A 23091-nucleotide genomic window follows, 5' to 3' on the forward strand; every position below is an offset into this window, starting at 1 on the left:
TTGAGGCTTTCACCTAATCACAGCGCCATCGGCTCAATGAAATTACATGTGTTTCGATAGGCATGTAATCACAGAGGGTTGAAAAGGTGGGAGTGGTTGCCCGTTCTTGCCTTTGCCTGCAAAGGTATGTGAAAGCGTAATGCTTGCCCCTATAGCTCAGCTGGTAGAGCAACTGATTTGTAATCAGTAGGTCCGCGGTTCGAGTCCGTGTGGGGGCACCATCTTCTCCGAAAACTCAAGAAAGTTTGTACTTGTCTGAACGGCTTTCCGGCGGTGCGGTACGTTGTTTTCTATCCATCGTATTTATTTAACGCATCCCGCTCGCTTGGATGCGCTTGGCAGGATTGTTCTCTGGGGTCTCAATCGCGAGGCCAATTCAGGATATGGCTGCGACATTCTTCTGCCACTTTTGGGAACTGTGTTCGCTCGCGGGTGTACAGATAAACATCACGAACGTCCGACAAATCCTCGATCGGACGGAATGCAGTGTTTTCCGGCAAAAACCGTGCGACCGTTTCAGGCAGTATGGTCACCCACCGCCCGGTTGCGACCATGGCGATCAACGAGTGAGTGTTGTGCACCGTGATCGCGGACCCTGCGATTACGTCTTCGAAACCCGGATTTTCAATGAGTTGGCACAGCGAGTTGTGCACGAATCCCTTCGCCGCGACTTGGTTCAGCGTTGGTGGCTCGTGCGCAGTGATCAGGGCGTGATCAGCGGCGGCCACAAGCCCAAACCTGTCTTGAAACAGCGGCTCGGCCCGTATTCCGTTCAAGGGGTGATGGCCCGAGGCAATCCCCACATCCGCCCGCCCTTCGGTGAGGCTGTCCAAAACCTGTCGGGTGTCGGTGTCCCTCAGCTCGATCTTCAGGCCGGGAAAGGCGCTGGACAGGTGGTCAAGCAGCGATGGAAACAGCAGTGCTGCCACCGAAGGGACGGAAACGATCCGGATCAGCCCTTGGGACGCTTTGGCCAGGGCTTCAATGCTTTGGACCGTGTCGTCAAATTGGCGCACCTGATTTTGGGCGAGGACAAAGACTTCCGCCCCCAGAGGCGACAGCTGGTTCTTTCGCTCACCCAGAAACAAGCGTTTGCCCAGATGCTCTTCAAACTGTTTCAGGGTCATCGAGACCGCAGACTGAGTGCGACCCAGACGGCTTGCGGCTTCGGCCAGATTTCCGGACTGGGCGACGGTGCAAAAGCAGCGGAGCATTTCCAGTTTCAGCGACAAATTTCAGATTTCCTGAAGTCCATTAAATTTGTTTGAGTTTGCCTGATGTCCGGGCAGAGGTCTATTCTGTTCGTGAAACGTACCAGAGCCGAGGCACCCTGTGACAAAATTGAACCTGATTTCCGGCGAGTGGATGGCCGGCGACACCGCGATCGAGAACCGCAACCCTTCTGATCTGACGGATGTGATTGGCCTGTTCGCCCAGGCAAGCGCTGATCAGCTGTCCGCGACCCTCGATCGGGCACGTATCGCGCAGCTGGAATGGGCGGCCTATGGGTTGGAACGCAAGCAGGCGGTTCTGATGAGTATCGGGACCGAGTTGATGTCCCGCGCCGAAGAGTTGGGGCGGTTGTTGTCGCGAGAAGAGGGGAAGCCGTTTGCCGAGGGCAAGGGCGAGGTTTACCGCGCGGGGCAGTTCTTTACGTATTATGCGGCGGAATGCCTGCGCCAGATCGGTGAAAACGCGGACAGCGTACGTGAGGGCGTCGAAATCGACGTGCGCCGCGAACCGGTCGGGGTTGTCGCGGTAATCTCTCCTTGGAATTTCCCGACAGCTACGGCCGCATGGAAGATCGCACCGGCCTTGTGTTATGGGAACGCCGTAGTGTGGAAGCCGGCCAACCTGACCCCGGCCTCAGCCGTGGCGTTGACTGAGATCATTGAGCGTCAGGACATTCCCAAGGGTCTTTTCAGTTTGGTCATGGGATCAGGCGGCGCAATCGGACAAAGACTGGTTGAGAGCCCTCAGGTGGATGCGATTTCGTTCACCGGATCGGTGCCCGTCGGCAAGGGCATTGCCGCAGCAGCCATCCAGAACCTGACCAAGGTGCAGATGGAGATGGGCTCCAAAAACGCGTTGGCCGTGATGGATGACGCGGATCTGGATCTGGCGGTGTCACTTGCGCTGGGCGGAGCTTTTGGCGGCACCGGGCAGAAATGCACCGCCTCTTCGCGGTTGGTGGTCCACGCCGCGATCCACGACGCCTTTGTCGAAAAGCTTGTCGCCGGCGCCAAGGCACTGAAAGTCGGGCATGCCCTGGAGGAAGGCACGCAGATGGGACCCGTCGTCAGCGAACAGCAACTGCAAGAGAACCTGGCCTATGTCGAACTTGGCCAATCCGAAGGCGCCGAGCTGGCGTGCGGCGGGCAAAGGCTGGAGCTGCAGCATGACGGGTATTACATGTCGCCCGGCGTGTTCGTGAATACGAACAACACCATGCGGATCAACAGGGAAGAGATGTTTGCCCCGCTGACCAGCGTGCTCAAGGTCGACAGCTATGGTGAGGCTTTGACGATCGTGAATGACACGAATTTCGGCCTGACATCGGGCATCGTGACCCAGAATCTTGCACGCGCGACGCATTTTCGACGGCATGCAAGAACCGGTGTCGTGACCGTCAATTTGCCCACGGCAGGCACTGATTATCACGTTCCTTTCGGTGGCCGGGGCGACAGCTCGTATGGACCGCGCGAACAGGGCAAAGCGGCCGCCGAGTTCTACACCACTGTCAAAACCGCCTATATCAGCGCCGGGACCCCGATCTGATGCGGATTGACGGCCTGCAATATGCCAACTGGTCGGAAAAGATCTTCCGGCAATTGCAGGAAGGGGGCGTGGATGCCATTCACGTCACCGTCGCCTACCACGAGAATTTTCGTGAAACGGTTCAAAACCTCGAGAAATGGAACCGCTGGTTCGAGTTGTTCCCGGACCTGATCATGAAGGGACGATCGGCCAGTGACATCGACACCGCGCGTGACACCGGGCGCACGGCCGTTTTCTTTGGTTTCCAGAACCCATCACCCATGGAAGATGACATTGGGCTGATCGAAATACTGTACGACCTTGGTGCCCGGTTCATGCAGTTGTCCTACAATAACCAATCCCTGCTGGCGACCGGCTGCTACGAGGCGGAAGACACCGGTATCACCCGGATGGGGCGGCAGGTGATCAAGGAGATGAACCGCGTGGGATTGGTCATCGACATGAGCCATTCGGCCGACCGTTCGACGATCGAGGCGGCCGACCTTTCCGCGCGTCCGATCGCCATCACCCACGCCAATCCGCACGACTGGGCGCCCGCCCTGCGCAACAAGCGTGACCCCGTCATCCGCGCCGTGACGGAAAGAGGTGGGATGCTCGGGTTTTCGGTCTACCCTCATCACCTGAAGGACAAGTCCGACTGCACGCTTGAAAGCTTTTGCGCCATGATTGCCCGAACGGCCGAAAAGTACGGAACACAGCATCTCGGGATCGGAACCGACCTGTGCCAGGACCAACCCGACAGCGTTGTCGAGTGGATGCGTGTGGGTCGCTGGACCAAGGAAATCGATTACGGCGAAGGATCGTCTGCGAACCCGGGCTTTCCGCCGATGCCAAAGTGGTTCAGGGACAATCGTGACTTTGACAAGATAGAGGCCGGCCTTCTCGCGGTTGGGATGACCCAGACCGAAGTCGCCGGGATCATGGGGCAGAACTGGTACCGCTTCTTTTCGGACAACTTCGGACCTGTCCAGAATTGACCGGACCGGGGCCGCATATCGCGCGCCGGGATCCGGCAACCGTTATGCGGCTCAGCCGGCTCGGGTCTTTGCACCAGTGCAGGCTTAGCTTTATGCGCGTTCTGACCCGCCGCCTGGCACGCGACAACTGGCGGTTTTCCACGCCGGTGTTCGAGATTGACGAGGCAGGTGTCGGACGAGCCGTCTATGTCGCCCAAGGACCCGAGCGCGCTTATTCTCTGGTGGCCTTCGCCCATGATCTTCCACCTGAAAAACGGTCGGACCGAGTGATCGCGGATGCGTGGGACGCGACCTTCACCCTATTCGACGGAATCCCTTCCGAAGCCGACCTTGACCGGCTGTCCCGCAATGTTCCGCTGCAAGAGGCCGGTCGGATCAGCGAAACCGAGCTGTCGCTGTCCCGGGCCAACCGCTCGGTCCGATTGTGGGCGCATGTAGTCGAAGCCCTGGCCGACGGTCGACAGCCGGATCTGGAGCAGATCCAAATGGTTGGCTACCTGATGCGAACTACGGCTGTGTACGGATCGGGTAAATTCGGCGCCGCGGACCGGGAAAACCTTGCAAACCGTGCGGAAACCGAGGGGCCGTTTCAGGCCGAGATGCTGTCGGTCTTCCTCACCCGCGCCTTCGTGCGGGACCTGGTCGAACACATGGCGCGCGCCAAAGGGGGAAGCAAGGCCGTCAGGATGTCTCCTGATATCGCGCGCCGCCTGGGCATAGGGAATTCCACGGGACTGGGCATGGCGCCCTTCCTGATCAATCATCCGGTCCTTCTGAACAACTGGATCATGGCGCGCGAGGAGGCAATCGCCCGGGTTCGAGCCGTGGAAACCGCGACCCAAGAAGAAATCAGTGTATTCCGGTCGGTGTTTGATCGCAGCCAATTGTCGATTGGCCAATGGCATTCGGAACATCCGATACAAGAGCGGAAACTGTCTGCTCTGAAATCGGACCTCGGGGCGATCGCGGGCTTTCTTCGCCATGACGAGCTTACTGGCCGAAGACCGTGGAACCGTCTGGTGGAGTGGTCGGAAACTGTTCTGAGCGAGGAGGGGCAGGAGTTGCTTCTTTCCCTGATCCTCGAACCCTATTCAGACTTGGTGGACGGTTTGTCAGGATGCATGGCAGATTCAAGCCCGCATCTGTACGAGATTGACGGCGCCATGCCGCTAGCCGATGTGCGGCAGGCGATCCGCGACGGTTTCGGTTGGGCGTTGGATCTGGACTGGGGCGCCCGGGAAGCCTGCGCAAGGGTCTGGTATGTATCGGAAGAAAAGCTGGAACCCAGACTGGGTGAGCGCTTTGACGAGCCGGTAGCCGAGTACGAACAACCGCTTGCCCCGGCACGGGATGCGGCAGCGGCATATTCGGCAATGGCCGATTGGGACACAGCCGCGACCACCGCGGAATTTCTTCTGCGCCATCCTGAACATCGCCACACGATCCGCCGGGCGCAGATCAGCCGCAAGGCCCCCTACAGCGAGATCCGAGACAACACGATAGGTGCATCGGTTCTGCCGATCGACATGCTCCGCGCCAAACTGTCCTTTTTTGGCGCCACGCATTTCGATCCCCGCTCGGACCGTTGGGTCCGTATCTGCATGTATTCAGGCGCGCCTTACCCAGAGAATCTTTCGCCCGAAAATGCCGATTTCTGGGTTTATCCTGAGGTGCCGGTATGAATCTGTCGCTGAACGAGGTCGAAGGATTGGCAAAACGCGCGGCACGTGGGGCGGGTCATCACTGGGGGCCGGCCGAGGACGCCGCCAAAGCGACCCGCTGGCTGTGTCGTCAAGGTTTTGACGGCGCAGCCGCCTTGTCAGCGGTCCTGCGCCAGGAATTTGCCCTTCGGTTTGTTGCACACACGCCGCAGGTTCTCGGGGCGAATTGGCGTGCGCATGGGCAGATGTGCCCGTTGGGGGCGGGGATGCTGCTGTCAGATTGTTCGGAACATCTGGGCCGCGGGCCGATCGTTCTGCATAACGTTGCGGTTCCGCTGTTTCTCGTGCCGTTCGCTGGCAACGCTGCACGCCGATTGCGGACCACTGTGACTGTCGTCTGCGCTGAACTCAGTGCCACGACGGACGGGGAGGTCGTGGACGCTCCGGATCTTTGGCCGGAAAGCGCCACAAAGGTCACCGTAAGGATCGGCGGTACGCCCAACAAACTGCGCGCCAAGCGGACGCGCGCCCTGCCGGCGTCTGCGGCTCTGGCTTTTTTGAACACTCTGGCTCAACGCACCTATGCCCCGGCAACCGAAGAGTCTCGCCGGTTGGGTGCAGGTGCTGGTTTGTCCGATAATGACTGAGGAGGCCGAGATGCCGGAAACCCGAACGTTGTCACTTGCTGAAATCGAGGACCTGTCGTTGCGCGCACTGATGGCGGCCGGAACGTCCGAGGACAATGCCCGGCCATTGGCGGTTGCGACCGCCGCGACCGAGGCGGATGGAGTGGCCAGCCACGGGCTGGCCTACATCCCGATCTATTGCGAGCACGTACAATGCGGCAAGGTGGACGGGCGTGCACAGCCGGTGATGTCCGCCCCCAAACCGGGCGTGGTGGTCGTTGATGCGGCCACCGGTTTCGCGCACCCGGCGATCGACTTAGGGTTCGACGCGTTGATCCCGGCTGCACGCGAGCAGGGGATAGCTGCGCTGGCCATCCGCAACAGTTACAATTGTGGTGTGCTGGGGTATCACACCTATCGCTTGGCTCAGGCGGGCCTTGTTGGTCTGGGGTTCACCAATGCACCTGCATCCATTGCACCGTCGGGTGGTTCACGGCCCGTCGTGGGCACGAACCCGTTTTCGCTGGCCGTTCCGGGTGCTGATGGGCAGCCTGCCGTCTTGATCGACCAAAGCGCCAGCACGATCGCAAAAAGCGAGGTCATGAAACACGCCCGCGAGGGAAAACCGATTCCGGTCGGTTGGGCGCTGGACCCTGATGGCAACCCGACAACTGACCCGGCCGTTGGCCTCAAGGGCTCGATGGCGCCTTCGGGCGGCTACAAGGGCGTGGGCGTCGCACTCCTGACCGAGGTAATGGCCGCCGCATTGACCGGGGCCACTTTGGGCATCCATGCTTCACCCTTTTCCGGAACTGTGGGCGGCCCGCCAAAAACCGGCCAGTTCTTCATTGCCATCGACCCCGGCGCTACGGCCGGGTCGGGGTTTTCTGCCAATATCGCGGAACTTGTCGAGGCGATCCGGTATCAGGAAGGAGCGCGTCTGCCCGGCGATGGTCGGCGCGCCAAGCGCCTGCAGGCCAGCCAGGACGGGGTTGGTGTCAGCGTCGCGACGCTGGACAAAATCCACGCCATACTGGCCTGACACCCGTTTCAGGCGGAAACAGGGGCAAGGCCGATGCCGCGCCCCCTCTGCATCACGCCTGGATGATGTTGTGTTCCGGTCCGTACGGAAAGCCGGTGATATTCTCGGCCCCGTCCTTGCCTACGACCAGAATGTCGTGCTCGCGGTAGCCGCCCGCGCCGGGCTGACCTTCGGGAATCCACAGCATCGGCTCGATGGACACCACCATGCCCGGCTCGAGCACTGTGTCGATGTCCTCGCGCAGTTCCAGGCCCGCCTCGCGGCCGTAATAGTGGCTGAGGATGCCGAAGGAATGGCCATATCCGAACGAGCGGTATTGCAGCAGGCCCTGATCGGCGAAGAACCGGTTGATCTCGGCTGTGATGCCGGAACAGGTCGCGCCGGGTTTGATCAGGCTCAGCCCCAGTTCGTGGGCGGCGACATTGGCCTGCCACAGGCGTAGGCTGTCGGCGTCGGGCTCGCCCAGGAACAGGGTGCGTTCCAGCGCGGTGTAATAGCCCGAGATCATCGGGAAGGTGTTGAGCGACAGGATATCGCCTTTCTGCAGCGCCCGCTTGGTGACGGGGTTGTGCGCGCCGTCGGTGTTCAGGCCTGACTGGAACCAGACCCAGGTGTCGCGGTACTCGGCTTCGGGATAGGCGCGGGCGATCTCGATCTCCATCGCGTCGCGGCCGGCCATGGCAATCTCGATCTCGGTGGCACCTTCACGGATCGCGGCATGGATGGCTGCGCCGCCCACATCCGCCGTGCGGGCGCCGCCCTTGATCAGTTCGATCTCCTCGGCCGATTTCACCATCCGCGCGGCCATCGTGTCGGGAGCGATGTCCACAAGCTCGGGCTGGTTCAGCATGGCCAGGGCCGTGTCGCGCGCAGCCAGCGTCATGTGGTCGCTTTCGATGCCGATCCGGCGGGCATTCCCGATCAGGCTGGCTACGGCGCGCCAGTAGTTGTCGCGCTTCCAGTCGGTGTAGATCACGTTGTCTTCGACCGACCGGCGCCAGGGCTGGCCCGCGTCGATATTCGCCGACACGGTGGTGCAAGTGTCCTGCGTCACCACGCAGCCATAGGGCCGGCCGAAGGCGCAGTACAAAAAGCCCGAGTAGTAGGCGATGTTCTGCATCGAGGTCAGCAGAACGACCGGGATGTCCCGCTGCGCCATGATGGCGCGCAGTTTGGCCAACCGGCGGTCGTACTCGGCCCGACTGAAGGGCAGGGGCGCCTTGTCGCCGTTGTGGCAGGTGAAGAATTCGGGGCGATTTGAAAGGTCTGTCATGTGCTCTCTCGTTTCTTTGCCGGACGTGCAAAGCCCGGCCACATGTCCCGGCGTACAGGACAGGCGGTCTCGGGGTCCGAGAGCCGATCACCCCCTTGGGTGCTGCGACGCCATCGCAGCAGGGGGTGAACCAGGAAATCGTTAGATCAGCAAATGCCGCCGGTCAAGCCGGCGTCAGCCCGCGCAGACGTTCCGACCGCCGCCGCAGCAGCTCAACCGTGGTGAGCAGCGCGATCGAGATGACGACGAGGATCGTGGCCACGGCCAGGATGGTCGGGCTGATCTGCTCGCGCAGGCCCGTGAACATCTGCCAAGGCAGGGTCTTTTGGCTGGCCGATCCGACGAACAGCACCACGACCACCTCGTCGAACGAAGTGATGAAGGCGAACAGCCCGCCCGAGATCACGCCCGGCAGGATCAGGGGCATCTGGATCTTGAAGAAGGTCCGCACCGGGCCCGCGCCCATATTCGCAGCGGCCCGCGTCAGCGAGCGGTCAAACCCGACCAGCGTGGCCGTCACGGTGATGATGACGAAGGGAATGCCCAGAACGGCGTGGGCCAGAATCACCTTGAGATAGCCCACAAAGGTCTTGTTCATGCCCAAAGTGCCTTCAAGGAAGCGGCCGATGTCGCTGTAGAAGAAGAACATGCCCGTGGCCGAGATGATCAGCGGCACGATCATCGGAGAAATCAGGATCCCCATGATGGCGCGCCGCCCAGGCACATGCGATTGGCTGAGACCGATGGCCGCCAGCGTTCCCAGCGTTACCGATATGATAGTCGCGATGGGCGCGATGATCAGCGAGTTCTTGAAGCTGCGCTGCCATTCGTTGTTGGTGAAGAAATCCTGGTAATGCTTCAGTGAATACCCTTCGGGGTCCAGCCGCAGCATCTCGGGCGTAAAGGTAAAGAAGTCCTGCGCGTTGAACGACAGCGGAAGAACAACCAGAATTGGCGTGATCAGGAAAACGAAGATCGCGCCGCAGATCACCCGGAACAGATAGTGATAGAACACCTGCTGTGCCGTCAGATAAGGCAGCAGTTTGCGGCGGTATCGGCCCTCGTACAGCCAGAATGTGAACCATGCGAAAAACCAGCCGCCCAAGAAGCCGAGCACACCGCCCATCGGCCCGGAAACCGCGAAGCCGACGGCCGCGAAGCCGATGATGTTGATCCAGTAGGCAAGCCTCTCGTTCTTGAGGACCGAGATGTAGATCCAGGCCAAAAGGGCCGTCAGCGCCGCGCCGCCGATCATTCCCAGGGGGACCGAGCCGTTTCCTGCGCCAACAAACATGCCGGCAAACGCGCCGGCCAGTGCGACGCTGGGCAGGACCATGGATAGGGGCTTGCGCGAAATTGGTGTCAGTGCGGCCATGTCGATTACCCCAGCTTCACGTTATCGATGCCCACGATCTTGTCGTAGACCCAGTAGAGGATCAGAACCACCGCCAGCAGGATCGTCCCCAATGCTGCAGCCAGGCCCCAGTTCAACGACGACGATATGTGATAGGCAATCCGGTTCGAGATGAAGACACCCTTGGTGCCGCCCACGATTTCGGGCGTGATGTAGTAGCCGATTGCCAGAATGAACACGAGGATCGATCCCGCTCCGATGCCCGGGATGGATTGCGGGAAGTAGATCCGCCAGAACGTGGTCCAGTTCGTCGCGCCCATGGATTTGGCCGCGCGGGTGTAGGATGGCGGAATCGTCTGCATCACCGAATACATCGGCAGGATCATGAACGGCAGCAGGATATGCGTCATGGCAATGATCGTGCCGATCTGGTTGTTGATGATGATCAGCCGGGCGTCATCTGCGACCAGCCCGAGCCAGACGAGGGTGTCGTTTATAACGCCCTGCTGCTGCAGCATGACCTTCCATGCGGATGTCCGCACCAGAAGCGACGTCCAGAAGGGCAGCAGAACCAGAATCATCAGCAGGTTCGACACGCGCATTGGCAGGGTCGCCAGCAGGTAGCTGACCGGATAGGCCAGCAGGATGCAGGCCCCGGTGATTACCAGCGACATGAACAACGTACGCCCGAACAGCTTGATAAGAATCTGCTTGTCTTCCGGCTGAGCCTGAGCACCTTCCGGGGTGCGCCGCATGTCGATTGCGTTCAGGAAGTAACCGTTGGTGATCGGAACCGCATGGGTTTTGATCACGCGCCACGTCTGCGGGTCCCCCCAGCCGTCGTGGATCTCGATCAGCTTTTCCTTGAACGGACCGTCGGTTTCGGGGTCCAGCCGTTTGATCTTGCGGCCTGACTGGCGGAACAGCGAAGACATGCCGGTTTCTTCGTAGTTCAGACGCGTTCCAAGCCGGGTGTGTTCCTTGTTTTCGATCGCGACCACCATGTCACGAACGAAGGCATCATAGACGTCCTCGCCCGGCAATTCGCCGCTGGTTTCATCCCAGTTGTCCAGCGCTTCGACCGTCAGGGGCAGGGTTTCCGAGACAATCCCATTTTCCACCGACCGAAACAGCATCGATGCGATCGGTACGAGGAAGGAAAACAGCACGAACAGAAGCAAAGGCGCGATCAGCATAAGCGCGCGCAGTTTCTGACGTCGCAATGAACGCGCCAGCGATTGCTTGAGCGGCGTTCCGTCCGCTGCCAGCATGGGTCCTGCTGTTTGGCTTGCGTCAGTCATCAGTGCCTCTTGGTTGTGCCCGGGTCAGATGGCGGCGCACCGCCACCTGACGTTTCTTCAGAGATTCAAGCTCTTATTGCGCCAACCACGCCTGGAATTTGGCGTCGATGTCATCGCGGTAGTCAGCCCAGAACTCGTAGTTGTAGAGGAACGTGTTCTTGGCGTTTTCCGGATCGGTCGGCATGTGCGGAGCCATGTCGATTCCCAGTTCGGCATGCTTGCCGACCAGCGGAGCCGACGAAGCGCGAGCCGGGCCGTACGAGATGTATTTGGCCTGATCCGCCAGGCGCTGGGTGTCGGTCGCGAACATGATGTAGTCCAGCGCGCGCTGCTTGCGCTCTTCGCTCAGACCGGCGGGAATGATCCAGCCGTCCAGATCGAAGACCTGCGCGTCCCACAGCATGGCGACGGGCTGTTTCTGCTCTTCGATGACGCTGAACAGGCGGCCATTGTAGGTCGAGCCCATGACGACTTCGCCGTCAGCCAGCAGCTGGGGCGTATCGGCACCGGCGGACCACCAGACGACGCTGTCCTTGATGGTGTCCAGCTTCTTCAGAGCACGATCCTGGCCTTCGTCGGTTGCCAGAACGTCATACACTTCGTCCTTAGGGACGCCGTCGCACAGCAGGGCCCATTCCATGTTGTTGATCGGGCGCTTTTCCAGCGACCGCTTGCCGGGATAGGTCTCCAGGTCGAAGACCGCGCAGATGTCGGTCGGCGGGTTGTCCCCGACCATGTCGGTCCGATACCCAAAGGTGGTCGAATACACGATCTGAGGGATGAAGCATTCGCTGACCAGCAGATCGCCGAAGTCTTCCGAAGCCGGGGTGCCGTCCGGCGCAGGCGCCAGCTGGGTGTCCGGGTCGATTTCCATTGCCAGACCTTCGTCACACAGACGGATCGCGTCCGCGGCAACCACGTCGACCACATCCCATGTGATGTTGCCCGCCTCGTTCATGGCGCGCAATTTGGCCACGGCCTCGGCCGAGCTGTCATCGTTCAGGATGGTGACGCCGGTCTTTTCCGAATAGGGCTCGTGATAGGCCTTGAGCTGCGACTTGGAATAGGCGCCGCCCCAGGACACGATCGTCATTTCTTCGGCGGAAACTCCGCCTGCTGCAGTTGCCAGAGCAACAGCTGTCAGCATTGTGGTGGTACGTTTCATATGTAGCTCCCAGTTTTTCCCGTTTTTTGATTTGTCGACCAACGCACGGGTTTTCGTCGGTCGGTTCTTTCGGCTTGGGGGCGGATTGCGAAGCCGGGCGCGCCTAGGCGTCCAGAGCGCGGCAATCCTGCGCCAGCCATCCGATCTCGATCTCCTGACCCGGTGTCAGCCTGACGGCGTCAGGGGCATTCCGGGTCTTGACGATGAATTCATCATTGCCGGCCACCGACATGCGGAACCTGAATACATCGCCCATGTAGATGAATTCCTTGACCACAGCCTTGAGCGTATGCGCTTCGGGGCTGAGGCGATCCTTGTTGAATTCCACGCGCTCGGGCCGGATCGAGACCTTGGTCCTTTCCCCCGGTTGGCTGACGTTGATCGGAACCGCATCAATCTCGGACCCATCGTCCAGCGCTACGACGCATTTCCCGCCATCGATTGATTTCAGAACGCCTTCCAGCGTGTTGTTTTCGCCGATGAACTGCGCAACGAAACTGTTTTCCGGCTCTTCATAAAGCTGGTCAGGCGGTGCAAGCTGTTGGATCCGACCATCGTCAAATACCGCTACGCGATCTGACATGGTCAGCGCTTCGGTCTGGTCGTGGGTCACATAGACGGTCGTGATCCCCAATTCATGGGCCAGACGCGTGATTTCAAACTGCATGTGCTCGCGCAGCTGTTTGTCCAATGCGCCCAGCGGTTCGTCCATCAGAACCAATTCGGGTTCGAAGACCAGCGCGCGGGCCAAGGCGATACGCTGTTGTTGTCCGCCTGACAGCTGAGCGGGTCTGCGGCTGCCGAAGGCACCCATCTGCACCATGTCGAGGGCGCGCTGGACCTTTTCTTCGCGCTCGGACTTGCCGATTTTTCGGACTTCCAGCGGAAAGGCGAGGTTCTCGGCCACAGTCATGTGCGGGAACAGGGCATAGTTCTGAAACACCATCCCGATGCCACGCTTGTGCGGCGGAATGTTGTTGATCGGTCGCCCATCCAACAGAATTTCGCCATGCGTCGCAGTTTCGAACCCGGCCAGCATCATCAGGCAAGTGGTCTTGCCAGATCCCGATGGGCCCAACATTGTCAGAAACTCGCCCTTTGGCATCGCGAGGTTAAGGTCTTTGACGACAAGATTTTCGCCGTCATACGATTTTTGAACGCGTTGAAATTCGACAAACGCGGCGTCGCTAGAAGTGCCGGTCACAAGACCCCCTGTTGCGTCAATTCTTGATCCGGTTGGTCCGGATTTCATTGATCCCTGAGCACATTAAAGACGCAGCAATGTCCGGCTGGCAAGACTCAATGACAAAAACCAATCCCCATTGGGGGGAATTCAGCGATTTTGCGCAGTGTTGAGGCGCTGCATGTGCCACGCAAGGGCCTGATTGCTGGACAAGACCGGTTTGCCAATCTGTTCATGGATCTGCGGGATGGCGTCCAACGTGCGAAGGTTGGTGCAGCTGAGAAAAACAGCTTCGACCGCTCTGTCCGAACCCAGCCTCACCGCGGCGTCAACGATGGATTGCGTTGATATCCGGACGACCTTTGCTTCTTCGGAAATCCCAAAGGTGCCGAACACATCCATGAGGATCCCTTGATCGGCGAAGGCCGCGCGAAGCGCCGTGTTGACCTGCTCCTCATAAGGGGACAGCAGTGCAAAGCGTGACACACCCAATTCGCGCGCCTGAGCAACCGCGGCGCGCAGAGGGTTGGTCACCGTTTGCACGTCACAAGTCTGCTTTACCAGTTCTTCGACCTTTTCCGATCCGATGACCGAGCTTGCCGAGGTGCAGGCGTAACCCACAGCCCGGAAGGGGTGCGCCTTGGGCAGTAAATCTGCCGCCGCTGGAAGCGCATGTTTCATGCGGGTCAACGTCTTGGTCGTGACCTGCGGGTCGCTGGTTATGCGCGAGACATAAACGGGTGACGGGTCGCCGGCAAAAAGCCTGCGGAAATCGCCTTCGATCGTTTCGTCTGTCTGCAAAACGATCAGGCCAAGCGGAGATATACCCGGGTCATCCGTGTCCAGAGAAAATGGCAGTGTTGTCATAGCTCGGGAATCTCCCGTCCTGCTTTGGGACTCAGGAACCGGGGTGCGCCTTCGGTGATCAGCACGTTTTCCTCGTGCACAAGTATTTTGCTACCGACCTCAATACCTGGCTCCAGCGTCAACACCATTCCGGGTTTCAGAACCGTGTGATCCGATGGGATGAGCGAAGGCCACTCGGTCAATGACATGCCCAACCCGTGGCCCAGGCGCCCGGCTTCGGTCCCGCCGCCGCCATGGGACAGGACCGAGTTCATCGCGTGATACAGGTCCGAGGCCGTCGCGCCCGGTCTGGCCTGCTCGAACGCAGCCTCGGTGGCATCGATCAGCGCGTGGTGCGCCGCGCGCACGGCCGGACTGGCCGGGCCGACGGACCAGTTGCGGTCGAAATCGCAAAAATACCCATCCCAGACCAGCCCGGTATCCAACACAAGCACGTCGCCCGGCTTCAACGGTCGTTGGGTTGCCGGTGAGATCACGTCGTCATATCCGCCCAGGTCGGCAGCGCCGGCAAGATAAGGCACCCAATCGGCGCCTTCATCGAGACACAACATCTGAAACCGTCGAAAGACCTGATCCAGAGGAACACCGGCCGATGCAATCTCAGGAACCCGCTCAAAAGCTTCCCCTGCGATCCGGCACGCGGTTTGGATCTTTTTGATTTCGGCTTGGGATTTGACCATGCGCAGGTCGCGCAGAATGCCTGCGTCGCTGGCGATCCTGCGGCGGTTGACTTCGGATTTCAGACGCGCCAAATCTGCGAGCGGCATCCGCAGGTGCGTTTCATGCCCGTCGGGGCATCCGATCAAGCCGTCGTCCGGAACGAGTTCGCGTAGGGTTTCGGCCAGCAACGATACTCCGTCGTCTGCCAGATCCGGGGCGGTCCAAGTGCGGATGTCTTCGATCCAGGTCTGCGCCATCAAGGCCGCTCCAATCGACGGGATCACGGCGATAGGTTTACCGGTCGCAGGAACGACAAGGAACCAGGGGCGCGTCGGGCTTTCCCAGAACCGGGTCAGAAAGCCGCTGAAATACCGGACGTCGGGCTCGGTCGTCAGCAGCAGGGCGTCCAGTCCATGCTCTTGCATGAGATCCTGCGCACGCGAAGTTCTGTCCTCGAATTCGGCTTGTTCGAACCCTCTCATGAGGCTTGCTCGGTCACGACGCACAAAACGCGGTCCTGTGGTCCGATTTTGAGCAAGTTGCGGCTATCGGCATCCAGAACGGCAGCCAGTCCGGCCCCGCCTGACGCAGTCGTTTCGAACCCGGCCTCTGCCATGACTGGAAGCTGAGCGGCCACGGTGTCATCGTCCAGCGTCAGAAACAGATCGGCATCCCGCGCCAATCCATTCAGCGCAATCAGCGATGGCTCCTTGCAATCCAGCCGTCCCATGATGCTGTCCGGACCGTCTGCAAAGACCGGCGCGCCGGCTTGGATGCTGGCCATCAGCGCCGGGGCTGCGGCCGGTTCGACCACGACGATCCTGGGGTCGTCTCCCCAAGCGTTTCGGAAACATGCGGCAACGGCGCCCGCCATGCCTCCCACTCCGGCCTGCAGCAGGATCAATGTCGGAGGTTCGGGACATTGATCAACCGCCTCGACGGCCATTTGAACGTACCCCTCCATCAAGAGATGGGGCAGGTCATAATACCCTTCCCAAGAGCTGTCTGACAGAAGCGTCCAGTCGTTGTCGTTCGCCGCGCGGCTCGCGGCGTTCATGCTTGCGGCGTAATCGACGCCTTCGCGCACCACTCGCGCACCTTGCGCCGCAAGGCGCTGCGCAAAGCTTTCGGGCACGGTTTCAGAAATGAACACCACGGCATTCGCACCAAAAACGCGTGCACCCGCAGCCATGCTGAGGCCGTGGTTCCCGGCGCTGGCCGTAACATAAGTGCGGCCGGCAAGGGATGTGTTGTCGGGTGTCTCGGTGGCCTCGCTCGCTTGACAGGCGATGACATAGGCCGCGCCCAATGCCTTGAACGACCCGAGATTCATCCGCGTCCGTTCATCTTTGATCCAAAGGCGGGAAACGGGCGCCAAACCCGACGCTTCGGCCAGTGGTGTCAAGCCGGAGGCCGGGCACAGAGAAAGAAGCTGTGCCAACCGGTTCGAGTTGGTTGAAGGGAAGGGTGCCTGAGAAAGCAGTTTGCCTTTGCCCCGATACGGGTTGGTGACGGTCTTCATCGCGGCCTCCCTCAACGATCCGGCAGACGTCATAGAAATGCAGTCGATCTGTCAAGGCAAAGGGGTGGAATGCGAGAATTGCGCGCTTCTTCTTCCCTTGGGAAATTGGCTGCTTGCACTGAACCGCACGGCGTTGATCAGGCTGGCGAATTAACTGCTTGCGGTCTTTGCAATCGGAATGGGTGCGTGTAAGTGTTCGGCACGTGATCCGTTGCCGGTGCACCAGACCGGCCGGATGCGGGCGTGATGGAATGGTAGACATATCGGACTTAAAATCCGAAGGCCTTAGCGCCGTGTGGGTTCGAGTCCCACCGCCCGCACCAAACACAATGGTCGGCTTGGCCGAGGGCGATCGTCAGACCGGATAACCCAGCTTGGAGATCAGCCGCCATATGTCCTGGTTCGCCGCCGACAGCTGCGCTACGACATCCTCGATTTCCTGCATCGCCTGTTCGTCGACCGTATCTTCGCGCCCCAGCTTGATGTCGGTTTTTCGATCGGCAATGCGCATCAGGATCGTCTTGGGATTCCCGGTTTCCTGGTCGAAGGAATAGATGCAGTGGTTGAACTTGTTGCGTATGCCCGACAGACGGCTGAGCCGCTGCGTGTGCTCAAGGATAGGATCACGAACCGAGACCGGCCTTCCGTCCATCTTTGCCAGACGCTCGACCAGATCAATTCGGGCGCGGGTCGTGTTCAGGGTGAGGAAAGTGATGACGGCTACGTCTTTGCTGGTCCCCGAGAGGCCGGCAATCAGATGTATCAGCAGGCTTTCGGTGTTCGTCCAGACATAGTTCAGGCGGCCGACCAAAAGGATCAACCGATCGAACCTGGCTTCGAAGTCGTCAGTCAACCGAAGTTCGGTGCGCGTCTTGCGCCGCCGCCTCAAAGAAGAAATGCGCCGCTGCCGTTCTGTTGCTGACACCGATCTTGCCCGACACGTTGTGCATGTGCAGCTTGACCGTGTGTTCGGTGATACCCAACTGGGCAGCGATAGCCTTGTTGCTTTTGCCTTCGGAGACAAGCTGCAGAACCTGCTTCTCGCGCCTGGTCAGTTTAGACAACAGAGGGCCAGCCGCAGGGGATTTCGGAGTTTCCCGGGCTGCAGTTGGGGTTTTCGCGCACGGCTTCGATGCAACGCAATTGGCTACAAATCCCGGCAGGTACAACTCTTCATGCATCAGCAGCCGCAGGATCGCGCGCCATGCGTCCGGAGCGACGTTCATCGGAAGAAACCCGATTGATCCGTACCGGGATCGGTCCCATCGCTCGAAAACGAAACGGGCTGCGTCCTCTTTGCGGTATGCGAAGGCAAGGCATCCCGGCATGGACGATCGGACATAATCGGAGGGACGGGCCAGCAGATCCTCCATCATGATCTGATCCACGACAACAATCTTGCCGGAACCCTCAGCATTGCTGGCTTGGGACAAGAATGCCGCGAGAGATTCAAACCGATGGGCTGCCACACCGAATTCGTGCTGAACGCTTCGCAGGGTTTGGTTGGAGTAGAAGAGCTCTTTCCCAATAAAAACAATCATAAAATCTTCGTTTTCGTCGATCGTGCAGGAACTGTTACTTAATTCGGAAATGCTCATTCTTGTGCCCCCCTAAATACCCCGGATTACGTCCTGAATTGGCCGTTATTGGCCGAGGTGAAACTGAATAAAAACAATTAAAATTATGTATTGAGTATACCAGAAAGTTCAGTTTTCGACAACTGTACGGCTTTGAGAATCACCAGAGTTTAGAACTTTCGATTAAGGCCGTTTGACGGTCGGACCGCTTAAATATCTGGATACAAAGAACTTTAATTCACCAACCTTTGTCGCTGGCCAATTCGGCTCCGAACTCGGCCATGAAATGCGTGTTCGAGTAATACATCAAGCAAATCAGCCTTTTAGTGATGTTAATACTTTCTGCCAGCTAGGCAGGCCGAACGGCATCTGTACCCTGTGTCGTGCTTCAATTTGCGAAGTGTACTTGTACCTGGCGTGTCTGCGGCCCGCGTATTTTCGCGTGATTTTGAGCAGTCACGGAATCGGCTTGGCCGAGAAAAGGGGGGTGACAACACATCATTCGAAAGACAAGGCCGCAGACATGCGCAGTTTCGCGAATGGATGCTCAATAATATTTTTCAACCGCGCCGAATATCGCTTTGTAGATGAATGGCGGTCTGGCGCTTCAAAAATGGAAGATTGTTATGCGACGCAATGTGAACAATACCAATGTCACGACCGTTGACGAAGTTAATGTTGAAAATCTCGAAGCTCCGATCTCGGTGGAAATTCCCGTTGAAGAAGCAAATATCGAGGCCGAACTGACCGCGCAGCAACAGCAGCAGGGTCAGGAAGTTCAAAACGCTGCAAACAACGAAGACGAACAGAACCAGGCTCAGGCTCAGGCGACCGAGGTTGCAAACGAACAGGCCCAGGGTCAGGATCAGGGCCAAGCGCAGCAGCAGGGCCAACAGCAAGGTCAGCAGCAATCGAACGTCAATGGCGGCGATGACAGCAACAGCATCGCAAACTCGATCAACATCGATTTCGGTGAAGGCGAGTGGATCCCGCGCGACGATGACCAGGTCGATCTGGATATCGGTGACTCGGCATCGATCGGTGATGTCATCACGGCCGGAAACGACGTGAATTATGATCCCGGCGATGATCTGAACCTGTCCATCTCGATGAATGGTGACGGCAATGACATGTCGTCGATCAACAACCAGTTGGCCAGCCTGAGTGACGATGACACGCTGGATTCGCCCAGCCTGTCGAATGACGGCTCGTTCTATCAGAACGGCAGCGCGACGGGCGGTTCGGCCTATGCCGAAGAAGGCATCGGTTCCTCCTCCGGCGGCGGTAACTCGGGTTCTGGCGGAACCAGCTACGGCGGTGCAGCAAGCGGCGAGACCAATGGCAGCCACGCATTCGCGCTGGGCGGCCACACCGGCAATGCCGGCGCGGCTTCGCAAGGCGGCAACGGTGCGGCTTCGGGCGGCGCCAACAACACGAGCCTGGGTCTTGGTCTGTCGGGCGCCGAAGCCAGTGGCGAAAGCACGGCTGGCAATGGCGGCAACGCCAACAGCACCTCCAGCGCCAACAACACCGGCAGTTCGAATGCCAACGGCCAGGGAACTGGCGGTGAAGGCGGTAATGCCGGCTCGATCGGTCTTGGCCTTGGTCTGGGACTGTCCGGCGCCAACTCGGAAGGCAATGCCAACGGTGGTGAAAACGCGACCGGTTCGATCGGCGCGGGCCTTGGCCTGGCCGGAAACGAGTCGGGTGCGAACGGCGCCAATGGCGGCAACGGCGAGTCATCGAACTCGGGTTCTGCATCGAACAATAGCACCGGTACGACCGAAGCGAATGAAGCGACGGCCGGAAGCAACACGGGTGCGGGCATGGCTGGCAGCGGCGCGCAAAGTGGCGCCAATGGCACCGGCGGGTCTGGTTCCGGTGGCACGGGTTCCGGCGGCTCGGGCTCGGGTGGTGAAGGTGCTGGTGGCGAAGGCTCTGGTGGCGAGGGATCCGGCGGATTCTCGGCCATGGTCGAAGCGGCCATCGCGGCGCTGAACCAGGAAATCGCGGATGGTGGTCCGGCCTTGAATGCGGCTGATACCGACGCTGCGACCGGCGGCGGCGGAACCACAGGCAACAACCCGGGTACCGGCGGAGCGGGCACCGGTGGTGCCGGAACCGGCGGCGCAGGAACCGGCGGTGCCGGAACCGGTGGCGCAGGGTCCGGCGGAGCGGGCACGGGCGGCAGCTCGGCAGCCAACTCTGGCGCACAGGGCGTCGGCGATCTGGCAGCAAGCGGTCCGAATATCAGTCAGTCGCCCGGTGACGTGAACGGTGCGGCCAGCAACCCGCAGACGTCGACCGGAACCGGCGGAGCCGGCGGTTCGAACGCGGCCAATGGCGCGGCAAATGGAACCGGTTCGGGTTCGTCCAGTGCAGAAGGCGCTGGCGGAGCCGGTGGGACCACGACGCCCACGTCCACCTCGTCCGGTAACGGTGCGGGTTCTGCGGACGCGGTCAACACGGCCGGTACCGGTGGTGCGGCAGAAGTCTTTGCTGACGCTGACACAAACGGTTCCGCCGACAGCTTGGCCGAAGCCATCGCGGGATACGGCGGCGCGTCGTACACCGACAACGATGCCACCTCGACCGGATCCGGCAGCGCGACTGGCGCGGCCAGCTCGGGAGCCGGTGGTGCAGGCGGTGCGTCTGCGGCCAATGGCGGTACCAGCGGCTACGCCATGGGTAGCGCCATGTCCGGCGATACCACGGGTGGCGCAGTCACCGGTGGCAGCGCGGCCGGCGCCTATTCGGGTGACGGCGGAGCCGGCGGCAATGGCGGCACCTGGGGTTCCAACAATGGTGGCGACGGTATCGTTACTGGTGAATCCTACGCGTCGGCAGCAGCAGTGGTCGATACCTCGGCCTTCAACCAGACAATCGTCATGGGCGCCAACGTGCTTGGCAACTCGGTCGATACCACGATGGTTGGCGGTTCGATGAGCTCGACCTACGCGAGCGACGACACCGAGGCATAATGCCTGACCCCGGAGGCCGCGATTTCGGCCTCCGGTCTTTGATGAAAACACCGGGGCCGTGCTTCATGGCCTCGGTCCAACTTAACCCAGACCCGGAAATTTTCTGCCGGAAAGGGTGACAGGGATAGTCCAGATGTCACTTGACAGCATTACGGAAACGATCGCCCATTTTATCGGTACTTTTCAGCTCACGATGGAACAGGCCATCCTGCGGCAGCAATACGAGGAGTTTACGGCGCTTCGACGGCTGGCCGAAGTTGAAGGCCTGGGGGATCCGATCAGAATTGTCGTCAAGGCCGATCTGGATCTGAAGCCCAAGGACTACGACCCGCTTCCCTACCGTTTCCCCGAACCGCCCGCGGACCCGCAGTTGCCGCTGCCTCCGGCCGGTCCGATGCTCGAGTCGAGCATCCAGATCGGTGACCCATTGGCGCCGGGCGGATTTGTTCCGCAGTCCGAATTGCCCATCTCGGTCGGGCCGCAATTCTTGATGCTGCAGCCTCAGGTCGTCAGCGACCTGATAGGGTCTGCCGTCACTTACACATTCCAGACATTGGTCCTGCGCGACAATGATACCGTCGGCGCGGGCGACTTCCGCGATGCGGCGATGCTGACTGCGCAGGCCGAGGCCGCGCTGGACGTGGCGCAGTCGCTTCATGCGATGGCGGTGCCTTCACTGGCGATACCGGACTACATGACGCCAGAATACCTGGATACGCTGGTCGAACAGATAACGACACCGATGAACGGATCGGTACAAGGTGTCACGGTTCACCAATTCCATGGTGAAGACGCGGAAGGCATCATCGTCAACGGTCAACACGTGTCGGAGGCTCCGGTCTGGAGCGATCTTCTGCCGGCCTACCACCAGCCCGAGGAGGCTGAGGAAAATCTGGTGTCACAGTCCTATCCGGCCGAGTGGAACCAGTCCGAAGGGCCGGAGTCGCACGAGGGTCATTCCGTTGTCACCGGCGGCAATCTTGCAATCAACGAAGTCGCGCTGAACGTCGGTTGGGTGGACGCCCCCTTCATCGCCGTGGGTGGACAAGCAATCAGCCTGACGATGATCAGCCAGGTCGCGCTGGTATCAGATGTTGATGTCGGAAACACCGGCAGCGGTGCGGGCACCAACGTCGTCCAATCCGCCCGGATTGAAACCGAGGCGAATCCTGCGCCCTGGCTTGCCGAAACCTCGGCTGTCGCTGGTGGGGCCGGGCAGCCGTCCTTTTTGACCGTCGACTGGATCCATGGCGATCTGGTGGTTGCCAACTTCCTCAAGCAGGTCATCAACGCCACCGACATCGACCATATCCAGACCGAGATTTCCGCATCTTCGACCATGTATGCGATGGGTGGCAACCAGATGGTCAACGTGGCCGATATTGTTCAACTCGGCAGTTACTATGACCTGATCATGATCGGCGGCGACATGATCTCGGTCGACATGTTGTTCCAGACGCTTGTCCTGATGGATGACGACGTGGTGTCAGGCGGCCTAGCCGGACCTGCCGGAGGTGCGAACGAAAATCTGCTGATGAACCAGGCTTCGGTGATGACCAACGGCCTGGACCTGCAGGAGGCGCTTGAGGAGAACATGGCCGAGGCCATGGCTCTGAATGAAATGAACATGGCCGCGCTCGAGGACGCATTGCTGAACGATCCGATGTTCGCGGGTATGGAGCAGATGCGCGTTCTGAAGATCGACGGAAACCTGTTGCAGGTGAATATTCTTGAGCAGGTCACGATGCTTGCCGATCAGGATGACATTTTCCTGTCCGGTCCGCACGGTGCCAGTACCGAAGTCGTGTCCGGCAGCAACGCGATGCTGAATGCGGCCAACATCAACAAGCTGGGTGTGGACTCCGTGGTCATGGCCGGGCAGGGCGCATATTCCGAGCTTTTGCTGCACCAGGCCAGTCTCATCGACTTGCCCGAGAATGAGATCGGCCCGGAATTTGCCAATGAAGCCATCGCAATCCTGATGGAGGAGGCAATGACCGCCGGGCAAGCAGTCAGCGGCCCGACCGCTCCTGTCCTGACCCCCGAAGACTTGGACGCCAATGTAGGAATGCAATCCATCCTGACCTGATTTTCCCTTTTTTACGAGTGACCGGAAGGTTTGTT

General features: G+C 59.9%; 18 protein-coding genes and 2 tRNA genes. 9 read left to right on the forward strand and 11 right to left on the reverse strand.

Features of this window, described 5'->3' with window-relative positions:
* The first annotated feature begins 145 nt into the window (after positions 1–145).
* Positions 146–221 (forward strand) — tRNA-Thr (locus ACR0FC_RS01355).
* 138 nt (positions 222–359) lie between these two features.
* Here ACR0FC_RS01355 and ACR0FC_RS01360 read toward each other — a convergent pair.
* A complete protein-coding gene (locus tag ACR0FC_RS01360; RefSeq protein WP_367646629.1) occupies positions 360–1214 on the reverse strand; it encodes a LysR family transcriptional regulator in 855 nt (284 codons plus the stop codon).
* A 151-nt stretch (positions 1215–1365) separates the two neighbouring features.
* Between ACR0FC_RS01360 and ACR0FC_RS01365 the strand changes: the two genes are divergently transcribed.
* The 5 genes from ACR0FC_RS01365 to ACR0FC_RS01385 are packed head-to-tail and all read left to right on the forward strand — an operon-like array spanning position 1366 to position 7084.
* A complete protein-coding gene (locus ACR0FC_RS01365; RefSeq protein ID WP_170339390.1) occupies positions 1366–2778 on the forward strand; it encodes an aldehyde dehydrogenase family protein in 1413 nt (470 codons plus the stop codon).
* Positions 2778–3755, forward strand: coding sequence for a membrane dipeptidase (locus tag ACR0FC_RS01370; RefSeq protein ID WP_170337611.1), 978 nt, complete (start codon positions 2778–2780; stop codon positions 3753–3755). The genes ACR0FC_RS01365 and ACR0FC_RS01370 overlap by 1 nt, the downstream gene beginning before the upstream one ends.
* A 44-nt stretch (positions 3756–3799) precedes the next feature.
* The gene (locus tag ACR0FC_RS01375) at positions 3800–5437 is read left to right on the forward strand and encodes a hypothetical protein (protein WP_170339392.1); all 1638 of its coding nucleotides are present in this window, start codon (positions 3800–3802) and stop codon (positions 5435–5437) included.
* A complete protein-coding gene (locus tag ACR0FC_RS01380; RefSeq protein ID WP_170337612.1) occupies positions 5434–6063 on the forward strand; it encodes a DUF3726 domain-containing protein in 630 nt (209 codons plus the stop codon). The genes ACR0FC_RS01375 and ACR0FC_RS01380 overlap by 4 nt, the downstream gene beginning before the upstream one ends.
* A 10-nt stretch (positions 6064–6073) precedes the next feature.
* Positions 6074–7084 carry an Ldh family oxidoreductase gene (locus ACR0FC_RS01385; RefSeq protein ID WP_170337614.1) on the forward strand — a complete coding sequence of 337 codons (1011 nt, stop codon included), beginning with the start codon at positions 6074–6076 and terminating at the stop codon, positions 7082–7084.
* 52 nt (positions 7085–7136) lie between these two features.
* Here ACR0FC_RS01385 and ACR0FC_RS01390 read toward each other — a convergent pair whose 3' ends face one another.
* The 8 genes from ACR0FC_RS01390 to ACR0FC_RS01425 form a co-directional block, all read right to left on the reverse strand.
* Positions 7137–8357 (reverse strand): aminopeptidase P family protein, encoded by a 1221-nt coding sequence (locus ACR0FC_RS01390; RefSeq protein ID WP_170337616.1) that lies wholly within the window; start codon positions 8355–8357, stop codon positions 7137–7139.
* 163 nt (positions 8358–8520) lie between these two features.
* The gene (locus ACR0FC_RS01395; RefSeq protein WP_093962661.1) at positions 8521–9732 is read right to left on the reverse strand and encodes an ABC transporter permease; all 1212 of its coding nucleotides are present in this window, start codon (positions 9730–9732) and stop codon (positions 8521–8523) included.
* Between the two features lie 5 nt (positions 9733–9737).
* Complete coding sequence (locus tag ACR0FC_RS01400; RefSeq protein WP_170337618.1) at positions 9738–11012, reverse strand: ABC transporter permease; 1275 nt, start codon at positions 11010–11012, stop codon at positions 9738–9740.
* A gap of 73 nt (positions 11013–11085) precedes the next feature.
* Positions 11086–12177, reverse strand: a complete 1092-nt coding sequence (locus tag ACR0FC_RS01405) for an extracellular solute-binding protein (RefSeq protein ID WP_093962659.1) — start codon at positions 12175–12177, stop codon at positions 11086–11088.
* 103 nt (positions 12178–12280) lie between these two features.
* A complete protein-coding gene (locus ACR0FC_RS01410; protein WP_217358561.1) occupies positions 12281–13429 on the reverse strand; it encodes an ABC transporter ATP-binding protein in 1149 nt (382 codons plus the stop codon).
* 81 nt (positions 13430–13510) lie between these two features.
* Positions 13511–14227: a maleate cis-trans isomerase family protein gene (locus ACR0FC_RS01415; RefSeq protein ID WP_170337622.1), complete on the reverse strand. Its 717-nt coding sequence runs from the start codon at positions 14225–14227 to the stop codon at positions 13511–13513.
* Complete coding sequence (locus tag ACR0FC_RS01420) at positions 14224–15369, reverse strand: M24 family metallopeptidase (RefSeq protein WP_170337624.1); 1146 nt, start codon at positions 15367–15369, stop codon at positions 14224–14226. Before ACR0FC_RS01420 ends, ACR0FC_RS01415 begins: the two co-directional genes overlap by 4 nt.
* The gene (locus ACR0FC_RS01425; RefSeq protein ID WP_170337626.1) at positions 15366–16409 is read right to left on the reverse strand and encodes a pyridoxal-phosphate dependent enzyme; all 1044 of its coding nucleotides are present in this window, start codon (positions 16407–16409) and stop codon (positions 15366–15368) included. The genes ACR0FC_RS01420 and ACR0FC_RS01425 overlap by 4 nt, the downstream gene beginning before the upstream one ends.
* 237 nt (positions 16410–16646) lie before the next feature.
* Here ACR0FC_RS01425 and ACR0FC_RS01430 point away from each other — a divergent pair.
* Positions 16647–16732 (forward strand) — tRNA-Leu (locus ACR0FC_RS01430).
* Positions 16733–16764: 32 nt separating this feature from the next.
* Here ACR0FC_RS01430 and ACR0FC_RS01435 read toward each other — a convergent pair.
* Together ACR0FC_RS01435 and ACR0FC_RS01440 are read right to left on the reverse strand one after the other, a co-directional pair.
* On the reverse strand, positions 16765–17262 hold the full coding sequence (locus ACR0FC_RS01435) for a hypothetical protein (protein WP_170337628.1): 498 nt from the start codon (positions 17260–17262) through the stop codon (positions 16765–16767).
* Positions 17255–18007 carry a helix-turn-helix transcriptional regulator gene (locus tag ACR0FC_RS01440; protein ID WP_170337630.1) on the reverse strand — a complete coding sequence of 251 codons (753 nt, stop codon included), beginning with the start codon at positions 18005–18007 and terminating at the stop codon, positions 17255–17257. Before ACR0FC_RS01440 ends, ACR0FC_RS01435 begins: the two co-directional genes overlap by 8 nt.
* A gap of 605 nt (positions 18008–18612) precedes the next feature.
* Here ACR0FC_RS01440 and ACR0FC_RS01445 point away from each other — a divergent pair.
* On the forward strand, positions 18613–20967 hold the full coding sequence (locus ACR0FC_RS01445) for a hypothetical protein (protein WP_170337631.1): 2355 nt from the start codon (positions 18613–18615) through the stop codon (positions 20965–20967).
* A gap of 133 nt (positions 20968–21100) precedes the next feature.
* Complete coding sequence (locus ACR0FC_RS01450) at positions 21101–23056, forward strand: type I secretion protein (RefSeq protein WP_170337633.1); 1956 nt, start codon at positions 21101–21103, stop codon at positions 23054–23056.
* The last annotated feature ends 35 nt before the right edge of the window (positions 23057–23091 follow it).

This window comes from Ruegeria sp. BB9 (assembly GCF_056539345.1).